Source organism: Anaeromassilibacillus sp. Marseille-P3371 (assembly GCF_900169665.1).
Classification (GTDB): Bacteria; Bacillota; Clostridia; order Oscillospirales; family Acutalibacteraceae; genus Anaeromassilibacillus.
The window spans coordinates 2,126,831-2,142,502 of sequence record NZ_LT835157.1 but is presented as its reverse complement, the minus strand read 5'-3'; the positions used below and the strand labels follow the sequence as shown (position 1 = coordinate 2,142,502).

16 protein-coding genes are annotated in these 15,672 nt (G+C 49.0%); 10 read left to right on the top strand and 6 right to left on the bottom strand.

Annotated elements, in window-relative coordinates; translation table 11 throughout:
* Nucleotides 1–121: 121 nt before the first annotated feature.
* Together B9Y59_RS08845 and B9Y59_RS08840 are read right to left on the bottom strand one after the other, a co-directional pair.
* Complete coding sequence (locus B9Y59_RS08845) at nt 122–1,030, bottom strand: SDR family oxidoreductase (protein WP_085534586.1); 909 nt, start codon at nt 1,028–1,030, stop codon at nt 122–124.
* A 121-nt stretch (nt 1,031–1,151) separates the two neighbouring features.
* Nucleotides 1,152–1,826: a DUF2238 domain-containing protein gene (locus B9Y59_RS08840; protein ID WP_054324210.1), complete on the bottom strand. Its 675-nt coding sequence runs from the start codon at nt 1,824–1,826 to the stop codon at nt 1,152–1,154.
* Between the two features lie 69 nt (nt 1,827–1,895).
* On the opposite strand from B9Y59_RS08840, the gene B9Y59_RS08835 reads away from it, so the two are divergent.
* On the top strand, nt 1,896–2,648 hold the full coding sequence (locus B9Y59_RS08835) for a nitroreductase family protein (protein ID WP_085534584.1): 753 nt from the start codon (nt 1,896–1,898) through the stop codon (nt 2,646–2,648).
* Nucleotides 2,649–2,700: 52 nt separating this feature from the next.
* Here B9Y59_RS08835 and B9Y59_RS08830 read toward each other — a convergent pair whose 3' ends face one another.
* On the bottom strand, nt 2,701–2,922 hold the full coding sequence (locus B9Y59_RS08830; protein ID WP_085533002.1) for a hypothetical protein: 222 nt from the start codon (nt 2,920–2,922) through the stop codon (nt 2,701–2,703).
* A gap of 105 nt (nt 2,923–3,027) precedes the next feature.
* Complete coding sequence (locus tag B9Y59_RS08825; protein ID WP_054324212.1) at nt 3,028–3,210, bottom strand: hypothetical protein; 183 nt, start codon at nt 3,208–3,210, stop codon at nt 3,028–3,030.
* Nucleotides 3,211–3,390: 180 nt separating this feature from the next.
* Between B9Y59_RS08825 and B9Y59_RS08820 the strand changes: the two genes are divergently transcribed.
* From B9Y59_RS08820 to B9Y59_RS08810, 3 genes are all read left to right on the top strand, one after another.
* Entirely contained in the window at nt 3,391–4,185 is a 795-nt protein-coding gene (locus B9Y59_RS08820) for a M15 family metallopeptidase (RefSeq protein WP_158088986.1), read from the top strand.
* A gap of 117 nt (nt 4,186–4,302) precedes the next feature.
* The gene (gene gltX, locus B9Y59_RS08815) at nt 4,303–5,760 is read left to right on the top strand and encodes a glutamate--tRNA ligase (protein WP_085533000.1); all 1,458 of its coding nucleotides are present in this window, start codon (nt 4,303–4,305) and stop codon (nt 5,758–5,760) included.
* Nucleotides 5,761–5,775: 15 nt separating this feature from the next.
* Nucleotides 5,776–7,461, top strand: coding sequence for a glutamine--tRNA ligase/YqeY domain fusion protein (locus tag B9Y59_RS08810; RefSeq protein ID WP_085532998.1), 1,686 nt, complete (start codon nt 5,776–5,778; stop codon nt 7,459–7,461).
* A gap of 592 nt (nt 7,462–8,053) precedes the next feature.
* On the opposite strand, the gene B9Y59_RS08805 is transcribed toward B9Y59_RS08810, so the two are convergent.
* Nucleotides 8,054–9,067 (bottom strand): biotin--[acetyl-CoA-carboxylase] ligase, encoded by a 1,014-nt coding sequence (locus B9Y59_RS08805; RefSeq protein ID WP_085532996.1) that lies wholly within the window; start codon nt 9,065–9,067, stop codon nt 8,054–8,056.
* Between the two features lie 180 nt (nt 9,068–9,247).
* Between B9Y59_RS08805 and B9Y59_RS08800 the strand changes: the two genes are divergently transcribed.
* Genes B9Y59_RS08800 through B9Y59_RS08775 form a run of 6 tightly spaced genes read left to right on the top strand, consistent with a single transcriptional unit; the run spans nt 9,248 to nt 14,218 of the window.
* A complete protein-coding gene (locus tag B9Y59_RS08800; protein ID WP_085532994.1) occupies nt 9,248–9,445 on the top strand; it encodes a DUF951 domain-containing protein in 198 nt (65 codons plus the stop codon).
* Nucleotides 9,446–9,493: 48 nt separating this feature from the next.
* Nucleotides 9,494–10,576: a peptide chain release factor 1 gene (gene prfA / locus B9Y59_RS08795; protein WP_085532992.1), complete on the top strand. Its 1,083-nt coding sequence runs from the start codon at nt 9,494–9,496 to the stop codon at nt 10,574–10,576.
* Between the two features lie 14 nt (nt 10,577–10,590).
* Nucleotides 10,591–11,616, top strand: a complete 1,026-nt coding sequence (locus B9Y59_RS08790) for an L-threonylcarbamoyladenylate synthase (RefSeq protein ID WP_085532990.1) — start codon at nt 10,591–10,593, stop codon at nt 11,614–11,616.
* Nucleotides 11,609–12,205, top strand: coding sequence for a dephospho-CoA kinase (gene coaE, locus B9Y59_RS08785; RefSeq protein WP_158088985.1), 597 nt, complete (start codon nt 11,609–11,611; stop codon nt 12,203–12,205). Before B9Y59_RS08790 ends, coaE begins: the two co-directional genes overlap by 8 nt.
* 14 nt (nt 12,206–12,219) lie before the next feature.
* The gene (locus tag B9Y59_RS08780; RefSeq protein WP_054324218.1) at nt 12,220–12,810 is read left to right on the top strand and encodes a lytic transglycosylase domain-containing protein; all 591 of its coding nucleotides are present in this window, start codon (nt 12,220–12,222) and stop codon (nt 12,808–12,810) included.
* Nucleotides 12,803–14,218 (top strand): aminopeptidase, encoded by a 1,416-nt coding sequence (locus B9Y59_RS08775; RefSeq protein WP_085532985.1) that lies wholly within the window; start codon nt 12,803–12,805, stop codon nt 14,216–14,218. The genes B9Y59_RS08780 and B9Y59_RS08775 overlap by 8 nt, the downstream gene beginning before the upstream one ends.
* Nucleotides 14,219–14,472: 254 nt before the next feature.
* Here B9Y59_RS08775 and hydF read toward each other — a convergent pair whose 3' ends face one another.
* Complete coding sequence (gene hydF, locus B9Y59_RS08770; RefSeq protein ID WP_085532983.1) at nt 14,473–15,663, bottom strand: [FeFe] hydrogenase H-cluster maturation GTPase HydF; 1,191 nt, start codon at nt 15,661–15,663, stop codon at nt 14,473–14,475.
* Nucleotides 15,664–15,672 lie beyond the last annotated feature (9 nt).

The window sequence follows — 15,672 nt, the reverse complement described above, 5'->3', positions numbered from 1 at the left end:
TCCTAATGGATGAAACCCTTTTTCTATCTCTAAGAATTCTACAAATTTATGGACCGGAGAGTGTAGTCTATTTTTGTGTTTATGTAGGGTTATCCTATAAAGGAGTTTCGATTGTGCTGGATTAACTGTTGACAATGGTTCCCCCGTCCGGGTGAAGGATCTGTCCTGACATATAGCTGGCATCGTCGCTTGCAAGGAAGACATAACTGGTTGCGACTTCGAACGGTTGACCAGCTCGCATCATAGGAACTTGTGAGGTATAGGTCCCAAAAGTTTCCACTTCTCTTGCAGAGTAGGAAGCGGGAATCAGCGGGGTCCAAATTGGCCCGGGGGCAACGCCATTGACTCGAATGCCACGTTCTACTAGATTGAGGGAAAGAGAACGGGTTAGGGACACAATGGCACCTTTTGTAGCACTGTAGTCCAAGAGTTCCGGATTTCCTCTGTAAGCGGTGACGGACGTTGTATTGATGATGGAGCTTCCCGGCTTTAAGTAGGGCAGTGCAGCCTTAATCATGTAGAAATAACTGTAGACATTGGTACGAAAGGTCAAATCAAGCTGTTCGGCTGATAAATCCAGGATGCTTTTTTGGAGGAATTGTACAGCGTGGTTGTTGACAAGAATATCGATTTTTCCAAAACAATGGATTGCCTGTCGGACGATTTCTTTGGATACGGATTCTTTTTTGAGATCGCCGGAGATAAGAAGACATTTTCGCCCGAGCTTTTCGACGTGCTCTTTGGTTTCTTGTGCATCACGATGTTCATTGAGATAGGCGATGACAATATCTGCGCCTTCCTTTGCAAAGGCATAGGCAACAGCACGCCCGATGCCACTATCGCCGCCAGTGATAATGGCAACTCGATCTTGAAGTTTTCCACTTCCTCGTGTTTCGATATTTTCAGAGATCGGGCGAGGTTCCATCAGATATTCCATACCAGGTTGGCTATACTGATGTTGCGGTGGGAAGGGGACAGGAATTTCCTTGCATTTTGTCTCGTGCTTTATGTACGGATACATGGGAATCATATTCGATACCGCCTTTCCTTTTTTTCTGCGGGCGACTGCCGAAATCTCCCGTTTTTCATATAGAATATTCTCAAAAGGGATCAATTGTTCCTGATAGACTTGGAAAGGAACGCTTATCGTTTTAAAGACGCGATTGGTTGTACGTATGCGAGTGTTTTGCATTCTTTTTGAAAAAGATGAGAAGGCAATTCATCAAAAAATCAGCTTTATCCTTGCGATAAAACCGATATAGAAAAGGGAGCCATAACAAAGCTCCGATCATGCATACGATGAAGTCCTGCATGGTGTCGGATACGCCGGTTTCTGCGACGCGCTGTGGGTCGCAAGGAAAAAACAGACTAATCAGGTATTCCCCAATTTCCCACAAGCCTGCAATCGCCATGGAGACAGAAAAAGAGGTGATAGCCACCAAGGGATAGTCCTGTTTTTGAAATTCCTGCTTGTCCTTACACAGGTAGAACAATAGAACTCCCAGGAACATCCCTAAAGTTCCGGAAAGTGTGTGCATGATTTTATCATAGAGTGGAATAAAGTGATAGGCCTGCATCACCAGCCCTATGACATAGGAAAAGAATAAAAAACAGTAAGCTAAAAAATGAAATTGATAGACCGGAGAAAGGTTATATGCCCGTTCAAAGACGGTGGGCAATAGGAGCAGGAGAATTCCCCCAAGGCCCAATGCTGCATAATAGAGTTGTCCATTGAATAGGTAAAATCCCATGAGACAAAAGCTAAAAAGCAAATAGAAGATGACAAAATAAGTATTCAATTTGTGATACCAAATTTCTTTCTCCATGGAAACCTCCGAGTTAGGTTTTGTAAGGAAAGTATTTACAGCAAAAGGAAGGGAGCGAATGCGATGGTTATGAATTCAATTTTGCAGAGTTTATGGGATCGAAAATCCACACGGATCTTTTTAGAAAAACCGATTCCACAGGAGGTGCAGGAGGCCATCATACAAGCGGCGATGCAGGCGCCGACAGCAGGGAATCAAATGTTGTATACCATTTTACGGATTACGGACCCATCTTTGAAAGAACAACTGGCAGAAACCTGCGATCACCAACCATTCATTGCAAAGGCGCCGCTGGTATTGCTCTTTCTGGCTGATTTTCAGCGTTGGTACGATGCATTTGTTTTCGCGGGTTGCCACCCTCGCCTTCCGGCAGAAGGGGATTTAATGCTTGCGATGGCAGATGCCTGTATTGCGGCACAGAATAGCGTGGTTGCGGCCGAAAGTTTGGGGGTAGGTTCCTGTTATATCGGCGATATATTGGAGAACGTGGAAGAACATAGATGCCTGTTAGACCTTCCCGATTACGTAATGCCTGCGGCAATGGTTGTATATGGGTATCCGACGGAACAGCAAAAACAGCGAAAGAAGCCACAGCGCTTCTCTTCTGCTTATATTGTGCAGGAGAATTGCTATCGGAAATTTTCAGCTCAAGAACATGAACATTGGTTTCGAGAACAGGCAGAACGTGAAAATCGCCTGCCATTTGACTATACATCTTATATGAACGCTTTTTGCAAACGCAAGTACTTGTCTTCATTTTCCAGGGAAATGTCTCGCTCGGTTGCAATATATCTGGAGAAATTTCGGAATATTCCAACATAAACAGAAATCCGCATGACAGTAGGACAAGCATGCGGATTTCGTATAGCATTGCTCATGAGGGGCCTTGACTCTGCTCAGGAAGCATTGTCCGGCTAGAATCACAGCGAAGCTTGTAGATCGCTTTTGTGTTTGCCAAAAGTGCAAGCTGTTCTCCGATTACATTGAAAAGATCGCTTAACAATTCCAGATCTTCGGGACGGCACTCCTGTGCAAGCTGAAAGGCAATGGCGGTTCCAGCTGCGATCAATTTTTCCCCGTAACAACAGTCGTTCATATATCCCACCCAATTGTACCCGAAACGCTGGTTAATACGTTTTCGGCTTTTATTTTGCCCGCGTGTTACACACCAGTTTATGAAAAAGGATGGGATTCGGTGCGATTATCCCAAAGGGGCGTGCTCCGCTAAACGGTCTACATAAGCCTGCATCTCCTGTTTGGAATGAATCTGATGCGTATGGTTGATCACCATACGCTGCTCTTCATCGGTCAGTGCACAAAATTGCTGCATAGCTTCGGAACGCTGTGCGAGAGCCATACCAAGGCCAAGAGGCAAATCTTCCATGCTTTTCCCTCCTATCGTCAAATAATACGGATAGTTTGTGCGAAAAGAAAGAGAATCATCCGAGTGTTTCCCTGTAAAAACTTGGTGATTTCGCAAAATCGGTATGAATTCCCTGCTCCGTGTAACAATAGTTTCGGGAGAAATACCCGCAATGTTTGAAGGACAGGGATGAAAGAAGCCATGAAAAAAAGAAGATCCAAGGTGAAGATGTTTTTTCTTTCGGTCGGCGCTCTATTGGCGGCTGCAGTAACCACTGCAGCCGTAAGTACCGTTTTTATTTTTACGATGGAGCAGGCTTCTGCAAAGCCAGAAGAAGCGCCTATATCCTCTGCGGTGGAAGGAGAGCCAACCTTCTCCTCGGCAGAAAAGCCCAAAGGAGATGTTGCGCAGGCCAATGCAAAGCCAGAAAAATCGCCAGCGGAGGACGATTTGTTGGTATTGGTAAATTACAGTGAAACGATGCCGGATGACTTTCACCGCAATATAGTGAATTTATATGGCGTGGATGTAGACGAACGTATCGTAGAGCCTTTTCAAAAAATGCAGGCGGCCGCACAGGCAGATGGCGTTTCCCTATGGATTTCTTCTGGCTATCGGAGTGTGCAACGGCAGAGTGAATTATTTGACCGGGCAGTGGAGGAAAACCAGGACAACGGCATGGGGTTGCAGCAGGCAGAAGCTGTAGCGGCTCTTTCAGTGGCGCGGCCGGGCTGTAGCGAGCACAACACCGGTTTGGCGATCGACCTAAACGGCGTCCGTGAGGATTTTGACACCACGCCTGAATATGAATGGCTGGCAGAACATGCAGTTGAGTACGGTTTTATTTTACGTTACCCCGAGGATAAACAGGAGATCACAAAAATTCGTTTTGAGCCTTGGCATTATCGTTATGTGGGCCCAGAACATGCCAAAGCGATGCAGGAACGCCATTTTTGTTTGGAAGAATACGTGGAATACCTGGAAAATCAACGTTGAAATCCTGTGCATATTTGGTATAATAAAAGAATTGAGACGCCGGAGTTTGATCCGGGGCATGAGGGCGCGCGCTGGTGATTTTCCAGCGCGCTGATGAAAAGGAGAGGCGGGTTTAGGATGCAAAAGCAAGCAGTAAGAACAAGATTTGCGCCGAGCCCCACAGGATTCATGCATGTGGGAAATCTGCGCACGGCGCTATACGAATATCTGATTGCAAAATCTATGGACGGTCAGTTTGTATTGCGTATAGAGGATACCGACCAGGAACGCCTGGTGGAAGGTGCGGTTGATGTGATCTATCGTACCTTGGAACAAGTAGGACTCAAGCATGACGAAGGTCCGGATGTGGGTGGCGATTTTGGCCCATATGTTCAGAGCAAGCGCAAGGATTTATACAAGCCTTATGCGGAACAGCTTGTCCGAGAGGGCAAAGCCTATTATTGCTTCTGTACGAAAGAGCGTTTGGATGCCCTGCATGAAGCACAAGAGGGCGGCGGTTATGACCGTCATTGTCGTGATTTGCCACAGGAAGAGGTGGACAAACTCCTGAAAGCAGGGACCCCTTATGTAATCCGGCAAAAAATGCCAATTGAGGGATCTACGACATTCCATGATGTGGTTTACGGCGATATTACCATTGAAAATCGTGAGCTAGAGGATCAAATTCTTTTAAAGTCCGATGGGTATCCTACATACAATTTTGCCAATGTGATTGACGACCATCTGATGCACATCACGCATGTAGTGCGCGGTTGTGAATATCTCACATCGACTCCTAAGTATAATTTGCTTTATGAAGCATTTGGCTGGGAGGTGCCGACCTATGTGCATCTGCCATTAATCATGGGAAAGAATGAGGACGGAAGTGTTTCCAAGCTTTCCAAGCGGCACGGTGCGACCGGATTTGCCGATCTTTTAGCGGAGGGATATCTTCCAGAGGCAATCACAAACTATATTGCTTTGCTGGGATGGTGCCCAAAAGAAAACCGAGAGCTGTTTACATTACCGGAATTGGTGGAAAATTTCTCCATTGAGGGAATCAGCAAATCGCCGGCAGTATTTGATTATGATAAGCTGACATGGTTTAACGCGGAATATCTTCGCGCTATGCCCCAGGATACCTTTATCGAAGCGGCCATGCCATATTTTCAGCAGGTATTTGGGGATAAAAAAATGAATTGGCCCGTGTTGGCTTCTATTTTGCAGCCCCGCGTCACCAAGTTGACGGAGATCCCAGAAATCATCGGCTTCTTCCAGGAGCTGCCGGAGTATCCAGTGGATCTCTTCGTCAATAAGAAAAGTAAGACGAACTTAGAGAATTCCGTCACCATGCTCGAAGCAGCGATTGCTGAACTGGAAAGCGTTTCGGATTGGCAGCTGGAAACCATTCACGATCAATTGATCGCTTTGGCACAACGATTGGAAGTAAAGAATGGAACGCTACTTTGGCCGGTCCGAATCGCGGCGGCTGGCAAGCAGGTCACGCCCGGCGGTGCAATGGAGATTCTGGCAATATTGGGTAAGGAAGAATCCTTGCGCAGGCTGCGGGTAGGCCTGGAGAAGCTGAAGAAATAAAAAGGAGATGGCAGTATGAGTGACGAGATCAAAAAGCCGGAGGAAGCCGAGGGCTGGAGCAATTTTATCCACGACTTTATTGAGGAGGATCTTGCAGAGGGAGGCCGCTATGCCGGTCAAACGGTCCATACGCGCTTTCCGCCGGAGCCAAATGGCTATTTGCACATCGGCCACGCAAAGGCCATCTATGTTGATTTTGGTACAGCAGAGAAATACAATGGCCTGTGCAATCTACGGATGGATGATACCAATCCGACCAAAGAGGACGTGGAGTATGTCGATGCAATTAAAGAAGACATTGCATGGCTCGGTTATTCTTGGGAAGACCGGTTCTACTATGCTTCGGATTATTTCCCGAAGATGTATGAGGCGGCGGTACAGCTTATTCGCAAGGGATTAGCCTATGTCTGTGAGTTGACGCCGGAGCAGATGCGTGAAAATCGCGGTGATTTGACGCATCCTGCGGTCAGCCCCTATCGCGACCGGCCGGTGGAAGAAAGTTTGGATCTGTTTGCGCGGATGAAAGCGGGCGAGTTTGAAGATGGCAAGATGACACTGCGCGCGAAGATTGATTTGGCCTCCGGCAATTTTAACATGCGTGACCCGGTGATCTATCGAATCAACCACTTGCATCATCATCGCACTGGGGACAATTGGTGCATCTACCCAATGTATGACTTTGCGCATCCGATCGAGGATGCTTTGGAAGGGATTACGCATTCCCTTTGCACGTTGGAGTTTGAGGATCATCGGCCGCTCTATGATTGGGTGATCGAGCATGTCGATCTTCCTGCAAAACCGCGTCAGATTGAATTTGCGCGCCTGGGGATTAATTATACCGTGATGAGCAAACGCAAGCTGCGCAAACTGGTCGAGGATCACTATGTATCCGGTTGGGATGATCCGCGTATGCCGACCATTTGCGGGCTGCGCCGCCGTGGGTACACACCTACGTCGATCCGCAATTTTTGCGAGCGCATCGGTGTTTCGAAAGTGAACAGTACCGTGGAATATGGCTTTTTGGAGCACTGCCTGCGGGAGGATCTGAACGAACATGCGCAGCGCGTGATGGCGGTTCTACATCCGATGAAGTTAATTCTAACAAATTATCCCGAGGGGCAGACAGAGACCTTTGAGGTGGAGAACAATCCTGGAAAGCCGGAGGACGGAACACGGACAGTTTCCTTCTCGCGCGAACTGTGGATTGAACAGGAGGACTTCATGGAAGAACCGGTGAAGGGATATTTCCGCCTGTTTCCCGGCAATGAGGTGCGGCTGAAGACCGCCTATGTGGTACGTTGTACCGGTTGTAAGAAGGATGAGAATGGCAATGTAGTCGAGGTATATGCGGAATACGACCCGCAGACGCGCGGGGGCAATACACCGGACGGCCGCAAGGTAAAGAGTACCATCCATTGGGCGGATGCACAGACATCGATCGATGCAGAAGTTCGCCTTTATGGCAATCTGTTTGCCGTACCGGACCCGGATGCCCATGAATTTCTTGAAGTGCTCAACCCGGATTCCCTCGAGGTACTAACCGGCTGTAAAGTTGAGCCTTCTCTGGCACAGGCCAAACCCGGCCAGTCCTTCCAGTTTATGCGTCAAGGGTACTTCTGCGCGGACAACCGCGACAGCACACCACAACATCCGGTGTTCAATCGTTCTGTTTCCTTGAAGGATGGCTTCAAACGCAAATAAACTGAAACTGTACAATTGTACAGCCAAGTGGATTTTCACAGCAATTACAACTGCTATTTTCTGATAAATAAAAGACAAAAAAGACGCCTAGAATCACAGCCGGTTTGGCTGTGTTCCGGGCGTCTTTTTATTTGGCAATCAATTAAAATATCTTTTCCTATCGCATTTGGAACTAGAAAAAGTGATATAGATGAATGCAACGCTCCAAAACGCTGCCCGGTATGGCAGTTCGATCACAAATGGATCGCTTTCTCATTTGGAGACAAAAACTTCCGTATAAAAGCTCTTTTTTCTGCTCGATACCAGTTCTGTGGTCACGTCTACTTTGGATAGGATTTTTGCAGCTCATTTAGCTGGGACGGACGTCCCATTTGGGAGAGTTCTTTTGTACTGACGAAGGTACACAAGGTTGAAAAGCAGAAGCGTCCTCGTTGTACAGGAGTATAAGGAATGGGAATACAAGGGTTTTTTGTGGGAAACTTCGCGGGGGCATCCTTCTGGCAGAATCGATTTTTGGAGAATATGGGAATCCATTGCGATTCAACCCCTATTGAGAAATAAAAGCTCCTACTGTTTAGATTGCTTACAAATTTTACTGGTTTGTCTTCCAAGCCTCCGGAAGAACCTGTCCATAGATCCCCTGTACGACGACTTCCCCTGCGTTGATGGCTACATGGCCGCCCTCATCAAGCTCCACAATCAATTCACCCAAGGGAGAGATGTCCACAGCCGTACCCGTCTGCTTTTTGCCATCCCAGAAAAAGCCCACGCGGCGATGTAAGGAAATGCATAGGGACTTATACTCGTCGAGGACGTAAGACAGCGCATTGCCCATCTGAGCTTTTTTGAGAAGGGGTTCCAATTCTTCCAGCACGGCTCGTAGGACAGCGGCACGTGAAAATGATTTGCCAGCTTCCATTCGAAGAGAGGTGGCTTTTTCTGCCAGTTCTCCGGGAAAAGCTTCCATATTTGCATTGATTCCAATGCCTAAGACTATATACTCCACCCGATCGATTTCTGCCGCTAGTTCTGTCAAGATACCGCAGATCTTACGGCTGCCAATCACAACATCGTTTGGCCATTTGATACAGGCTTCACAGCCCGTCACAGAACGGACCGCCCTGCATACTGCGATTCCGGCCAGCAGAGTGATATTGCTGATTTCTGTAGGGAGCAGACTGGGACGCAGCAAGATGCTGAACCAAATTCCCGTACCCTCTGGAGACTTCCATGCACGCCCTAAGCGGCCTTTACCGCCGGTTTGACGTTCTGCAATGAATACACTGCCATCCGGTGCGCCACACTGGGCCTGGCGTTTAGCTTCTTCATTGGTAGAATCTACTTCCGCAAACGCAAAGATTTTTGCGCCTAGCGTCTTTGTTTGCAACCCATATCCCACTTCTTCCGGGGTGAGTACATCCGGAGAAGAAACCAAACGGTATCCCCGGTTGGTGGCTGAATCAATCTCATAGCCTGCGTCTCGCAGTGAGGTGATTGCCTTCCAAACAGCGGCACGTGAAACTCCCAGCGCTTCACTGAGCTGTTCACCGGAAAGATAACCTTCATTTTGGCGAAGGCGCAGCAAAATTTCCTCTTTTGTATTCATGGAATCCCCGCTTTCTGTCCAACCTATATTTGTACAATAGTATAGCACAAACGCGGTTTCTCTGCACCTATCGGTTTTACTGGGACAGAATCCCAAAAAAACATTGTCTGTTTTATGGAATTGGTGCTATAATATATTCTTAAGCGCATGGAAAAAGGTTGAGAATGGAGGTGCGGAAGGATGGATGTACGACCTGGCGATATTTTGCAAATGAAAAAGCAGCATCCATGCGGGGGAAAGGAATTTTTGGTCCTGCGCGCCGGCATGGATTTTAAAATCCGCTGTACCACCTGTGGCCATGAGATCATGGTGCCGCGCCTGAAATGTGAAAAAAACATCAAGAAGATCCTTCGGGAGAACACGGGGGATGAACTCTAGCGCCTTTGCCAGTTAAAAAACCATTTACCTGCAAAGGAGAGTAGAACGATGTTTGAAAATATTCAGGTGTTTGAAAAACGTTATGAAGAGTTGAACCAAAAGCTTTGTGACCCCACAGTTTTGACAAATCCAACGGTCTATGCGGAATTGATGAAAGAACATAAGACCATCACGCCCATCGTAGAGAAATACCGCGAATACAGGCGTGCAGAAGATGCGCAGGCGGAGGCTCTCTCTTTGTTGGAAGAGAACGGGCTTGAAAAAGAATTGCGAGAACTGGCAGAGCTGGAATTGGAGCAGGCGAAGAAGGACATCGCCCGCACTTCGGATGAGTTAAAGATTCTTTTGCTGCCCCGCGACCCAAACGATGAAAAGAACGTGATCGTGGAGATCCGCGGAGGTGCAGGGGGAGAAGAGGCAGCACTCTTTTCTGCTGTCTTGTTCCGCATGTACAGTATGTATGCAGAACGCCATGGCTGGCAAACGGAGTTGCTGAATGTGAATGAAACAGAATTGGGTGGTTACAAGGAGATCAGTTTTATGATCTCTGGCGACGGGGCTTATTCCCGCTTGAAGTACGAAAGCGGCGTACATCGCGTACAGCGCGTGCCAGAAACAGAGACCCAAGGCCGCGTACACACGTCAACGGCAACTGTGGCCGTATTGCCGGAAGTGGACGACGTGGAGATTGAGATCAACCCAAAGGATTTGCAGATCGATACCTTCCGTTCCAGCGGTGCAGGTGGTCAGCACATCAACAAGACATCCTCAGCGATCCGCATCACCCACTTACCCACGGGTATGGTAGTGGAGTGTCAGGATGAACGGAGTCAGTTCAAAAACAAGGATAAGGCCATGCGGGTACTGCGTTCCAGATTATATGAGATCGAACAGGCCAAGCAGGATGCCCAGGTGGCTGCGGACCGCCGTTCCCAAGTGGGAACGGGCGACCGTTCGGAACGAATCCGCACATACAATTATCCACAGGGCCGGGTGACGGATCATCGCATCGGCTTGACTCTCTACCGACTGGATGACATTCTCAATGGCGATCTCGACGAGGTGATTGATGCTCTTGTAGCCGCTGACCGCGCGGCAAAGTTGGAGCAGACGGTGGAAAACCAGGGATAAGGGGGCAGGCATCCATGCAGACAAGATTTTTAAAGGCGGATGCACCGGGCGCGGTCGAGGCTGTAGCAGCGATTTTGCAGGACGGCGGATTGGTGGGGATTCCTACAGAGACGGTCTATGGCTTGGCGGCAAATGCGTTGGATGGAACGGCGGTTGCTAAAATTTTTACTGCAAAGGGGCGCCCTATGGACAATCCTCTGATTGTACACATCAGCCACTTTGAACAGATCTATGAGTTGGTCCGAGAGGTGCCGGAAAGCGCAAAAAAATTGGCAGATCGTTTTTGGCCGGGGCCGCTGACCATTATTTTGCCCAAATCGGCGCAGATTCCGGATGAGGTGAGCGCGGGTTTGGACACGGTTGCGGTACGGTTCCCCTACCACCCGGTGGCGCGCGCGGTGATTGATGCGGCGGGGGTGCCGCTTGCCGCGCCATCGGCCAACCTGTCTGGGCATCCAAGTCCCACCACAGCAGCGCATGTAATGAATGACATGGACGGTAGGATTGAGGCCGTACTCGACGGCGGACCGTGCTCGGTCGGTGTAGAATCAACGGTATTGACACTTGCAGAGCAGCCCCCACGCCTTTTGCGTCCGGGTGGCATTACGCTGGAACAGCTGAAAAGTGTGCTTGGCCGTGTAGAGATGGACGATGCTGTGTTGCATCCCCTGGCAAATGGGAAGCGTGCCGCATCGCCGGGGATGAAATATAAGCACTATTCACCCAGGGCAAATGTGGTTATTCTGGACGGTTCATTGGAACACTATATCGACTATGTCAATACACATGCGGAAGATGGAGTGGCCGCTCTTTGTTATGACGGCGAGGATACAGCGTTGCGAGTTCCTGCCATCTGTTATGGCGGGGAGAAAGATTGCGGGGAACAGGCACGCGAGCTCTTTGAAGCCCTACGGGAACTGGATGAACGGCTCCACGCAAAGACAGTCTATGCGCGTTGTCCGGAACCAAAAGGCGTAGGATTGGCGGTCTATAACCGCTTGATCCGAGCGGCGGGATTTGAGGTGATTGACGTTGGCTAAACCTTTGGTCGTTGGACTTACCGGTCCAACCGGGGCGGGAAAATCTACAGTGGCATCCGCTTTTGCAGCACTCGGTTGTGAGGTGATCGATTGCGACCGCGTCGCTCAAGAGGTTACGAATCGTCCGGATTGCCTTACCGCACTCCAAAGCGCCTTTGGAAACGATGTGGTGTCAGAGGGTCGTTTGAACCGGGCTCTTTTGGCTGAGCGGGCCTTTTCCAATGCGGTTTCTTCAAAAAAGCTCAACGGAATTACCCATCCGCTCATCATGGAAGAGGTACGCCGGCGCATTGCCGCCAGCGGCAAAAAGGTGGTTGTGGTGGATGCGGCGCTTTTGTTTGAGAGCGGTGCGGATGCGCTTTGCCGGGTTACGGTCGCAGTCGTTGCTGAGCCAGAACTCCGGATGCGCCGGATTATGCGGCGGGACCAGATTACGGAAGTGCAGGCTCGCGCTCGTATGGGGGCCCAACAGCCGAACGCATATTATACCAGCCGGGCTTCATATGCTATGGATGGGGGAATCGATGCCGCACAGGTTCCAGAGGAAACCGAGAAGCTGTTGCACGTTCTGTTGTCGTCATCCAGTTAAACGGAGGATTTGCAATGAGACGATCTGTGAAAACACTCCTTCTATTGGCTGTACTGGTTGTTGTAGGGGCGTGCCTTTTGCGGTTGGGACACGATTACTTCATGCGTACGGCGTATCCTTTGGGATACCGTGAAATTGTGGAAGAAGAAGCGCAAACGCAAGGGGTGGACCCGGCGTTGGTTTATGCGGTGATGAAAGCGGAGAGCAATTTTGATCCGAACGCGACATCGCATGCAGGGGCGCGTGGACTGATGCAGATCACGCCGGATACATTTGACTGGCTGCAAACGAAGTTGCGAGAAGGGGTGCCCTATACAGCGGATGATCTTTATACGCCGCGGGTCAATATTCGTTATGGCTGTAAATTTTTGCAGATTTTACAGGATAAGTATTCAGAGCAAACAACTGCTTTGAGTGCCTACAATGCAGGGATTGGGACGGTAAACAATTGGCTGAGCAACCCCGACGTTTCCCAGGACGGCGTGGAGCTGGACCGGATTCCGTATCCGGAGACAGAGCGTTATGTAAATGCTGTACTGCAAAATTATCATAAATACAGGGAACTCTATGAATTTGATGAAATAGGAGGTACATTTCATGGCTAAAAAAAAGGAACTGGCAGATGTTGAGCAGCTTCGTGAGGACTTGCTCATCTGTCGCAAAAATGGATACCACAAGATCCCCGATGAGCGTGTGAAGAAAGCAGACGCCTTCTGCGAGGATTATAAGGAGTTTTTGGATCACAGCAAAACAGAGCGTGAGGCAGTAAAGTCTGCCATCGTGCGCGCCGAAAAAGAAGGCTTTGTGGCGTTTGATCCCAAAAAGAGCTACAAAGCCGGCGATAAGGTGTATTATAACAACCGTGGGAAGGCTTTGATTTTGGCCGTAATTGGCAAAGAGGGATGTAAAGATGGCGTGCGTATTGCTGCTGCACACATCGATTCCCCTCGTTTGGACCTCAAGCCCCATCCTCTCTATGAAAAGGACGAGCTGGCGCTGTTTAAATCCCATTATTATGGCGGGATTAAGAAGTACCAGTGGACGGCAATTCCACTTTCCATGCATGGACTGGCGGTTTTGAAGGACGGAACACATGTGGAAATTCGCCTGGGAGAAGAGCCCGGAGAACCACAGTTCTGCGTCACCGACTTGCTGCCGCATCTGGGTACAGAACAGATGTCAAAGACGCTTGGAAAGGCGATTGAAGGAGAAAACCTGAACATTCTGGCGGGAAGCCGTCCTGTGCGCGCAGAGGACGGAGACAATCTCTTCAAACTGAATACCATGCGTCTGATCCATGAAAAGTATGGCATGACAGAAGAAGACTTTGTTTCAGCTGATATTGAATTTGTTCCTGCATTCAAGGCCTCGGATGTTGGGTTTGACCGCAGCATGATCGGCGCCTATGGGCATGACGACCGTGTTTGTGCGTATCCGTCGCTGATGGCGGTGCTGAACGCGAAGAACCCGCAGCACACGATTTTGACCGTTCTTGCCGATCGGGAGGAGATTGGCAGCGATGGCAACACCGGCTTGAATTCTGAATTCATGCGGTATTTCATTGCAGATCTCGCGCAAGCAGAGGGCCTAGAGGCGCGTCACGTGCTCAGCAAGTCAAAATGTCTTTCGGCGGACGTCACAGCGGCGTATGATCCCACCTATGCAAGCGCTTATGAAAAGACCAATTCCACGTTTTTGAATAATGGAATTGCCATGAGTAAATACACCGGTTCCCGTGGGAAGAGTGGAACTTCGGAGGCCACAGCAGAGTTTGTTGCAGAGGTTCGCAGTATTTTTGAAAAGAACGATGTGCTCTGGCAGATCGGTGAGCTGGGCAAGGTAGATGGCGGTGGCGGCGGAACTGTTGCGATGTTTGTTGCCAATTTGAACGTAGATGTTCTCGATGTGGGCGTACCGGTATTGTCGATGCATTCTCCGTTTGAAATCGTATCTAAGACAGACATCTATATGACCTATAAGGGAATCAAGGCATTCTTTGAGTCAAAGATTTGACCGATCAAAGATGTAAAGCGGCCGCTGATGGCACGGTAGCCGATTCAAGCAGTTTGAATTTTTAATTAAAATTCTATTTTTTAGCCAGAACCCTGCGCTGAAAGAGTAAGAGGGTGTTCCCAAACTACGAATTTTTCGATTCATAGGAAAGGGGCATCCTCTTTCTGTTTGGAAAAATATTTGAGTTTCTAAAAAAACGAGGGTATCCTTCCGTCCTTTCATGACTTTTGGGATACCCTCTTGTTGTATGGAATTCACAGTGTGATATGGTCGAGAATACCATTTAGCTTTGCAAGTAAAACACCGTAATTGGTGATCGGCACCTGTGCGTCTTCCGCGCGCGCAATGCGCGAAAGAAGATATTTGCGGTTAAACATACAGCCTCCACAATGGACGATCAAATCGTACGATGAGAGATCTTCAGGGAAATCTGCACCGCTTACAATCTGAATGTCCATGTTTTTGCCGTATTTTTTGCGCAATAGGTTGGGAATCTTAACCCTTCCGATATCCTCGCTCAACGGAGCGTGCGTGCAAGCTTCTGCGATTAACACATGAGAATGCTCATTTAGTTGTTCTACCGCTTGTGCGCCGCGCACATAAGCATCCAAATCGCCTTTGTATGCGGCAAATAGCACAGAAAAAGAAGTCAACTTACTTTCTTTAGGCGCCTTCTCATAGACTACACGAAAGGCTTGAGAATCCGTAATGATCAACTGTGGCGGCGTTTTCAGTGCGGCCAGAGCACCCTCCATCGTCTCCGGTGTTACATTGATGGAGATACAGCGATTGTCCAGCAGATCGCGGATGGTCTGTACCTGTGGAAGAATCAAGCGTCCTTTAGGCGCTTCGCTGTCTTGAGGCATCACCAACATGACCACATCACCCTCTTTGACCAAACGGCCAGTGATGCTCTGTGCGCCATACCCTTCCGGAAGCGCACGTGTGAGTTCAGCCAGAAGAGCGGGAATTCCGGTACGATCTATCGCGCTGACCGCAATTGGAGAAAGGGAAAGGTCCTTCTGAATATGTTCCATCAAAGGTTTCGGGTCCCGAAGATCGCTCTTATTCACAACGGCGATGACCGGAACACCGTTGGTTTTGAGTATTTCCAGCCAGGATTTTTCCATGGAAAAATCCGGATTGCTGAATAGCAGAATCGCAATGTCGGCCTTTGGGAGGGTTTGGCGCGTCTTTTGTATGCGTAGTTCGCCCAATTCCCCCTCATCGTCAAAGCCGGCAGTGTCAATAAAAACACAGGCGCCCAATCCGCGTACTTCCATTGCTTTATAGACGGGGTCTGTCGTAGTGCCCGCAATGTCGGATACGAGCGCTACATCCTGGTTTGTCAATGCGTTAATCAGCGAAGATTTGCCACTGTTGCGCTTGCCGTAGATTGCGATATGCAGACGATTGGCATTGGGCGTTTGATTGAGATCGTTCATAGAATCCTC

What these genes read in the sequence shown, in the direction of transcription:
- B9Y59_RS08810 (WP_085532998.1), top strand. Translation starts at nt 5,776, where the DNA reads ATGAGTGACGAGATCAAAAAGCCGGAGGAAGCCGAGGGCTGGAGCAAT.
- hydF (WP_085532983.1), bottom strand. Translation starts at nt 15,663, where the DNA reads ATGAACGATCTCAATCAAACGCCCAATGCCAATCGTCTGCATATCGCA.
- gltX (WP_085533000.1), top strand. Translation starts at nt 4,303, where the DNA reads ATGCAAAAGCAAGCAGTAAGAACAAGATTTGCGCCGAGCCCCACAGGA.
- B9Y59_RS08820 (WP_158088986.1), top strand. Translation starts at nt 3,391, where the DNA reads ATGAAAAAAAGAAGATCCAAGGTGAAGATGTTTTTTCTTTCGGTCGGC.
- B9Y59_RS08840 (WP_054324210.1), bottom strand. Translation starts at nt 1,826, where the DNA reads ATGGAGAAAGAAATTTGGTATCACAAATTGAATACTTATTTTGTCATC.
- B9Y59_RS08775 (WP_085532985.1), top strand. Translation starts at nt 12,803, where the DNA reads ATGGCTAAAAAAAAGGAACTGGCAGATGTTGAGCAGCTTCGTGAGGAC.
- B9Y59_RS08790 (WP_085532990.1), top strand. Translation starts at nt 10,591, where the DNA reads ATGCAGACAAGATTTTTAAAGGCGGATGCACCGGGCGCGGTCGAGGCT.
- B9Y59_RS08825 (WP_054324212.1), bottom strand. Translation starts at nt 3,210, where the DNA reads ATGGAAGATTTGCCTCTTGGCCTTGGTATGGCTCTCGCACAGCGTTCC.
- B9Y59_RS08780 (WP_054324218.1), top strand. Translation starts at nt 12,220, where the DNA reads ATGAGACGATCTGTGAAAACACTCCTTCTATTGGCTGTACTGGTTGTT.
- B9Y59_RS08800 (WP_085532994.1), top strand. Translation starts at nt 9,248, where the DNA reads ATGGATGTACGACCTGGCGATATTTTGCAAATGAAAAAGCAGCATCCA.
- B9Y59_RS08805 (WP_085532996.1), bottom strand. Translation starts at nt 9,067, where the DNA reads ATGAATACAAAAGAGGAAATTTTGCTGCGCCTTCGCCAAAATGAAGGT.
- B9Y59_RS08830 (WP_085533002.1), bottom strand. Translation starts at nt 2,922, where the DNA reads ATGAACGACTGTTGTTACGGGGAAAAATTGATCGCAGCTGGAACCGCC.
- prfA (WP_085532992.1), top strand. Translation starts at nt 9,494, where the DNA reads ATGTTTGAAAATATTCAGGTGTTTGAAAAACGTTATGAAGAGTTGAAC.
- B9Y59_RS08845 (WP_085534586.1), bottom strand. Translation starts at nt 1,030, where the DNA reads ATGATTCCCATGTATCCGTACATAAAGCACGAGACAAAATGCAAGGAA.
- B9Y59_RS08835 (WP_085534584.1), top strand. Translation starts at nt 1,896, where the DNA reads ATGAATTCAATTTTGCAGAGTTTATGGGATCGAAAATCCACACGGATC.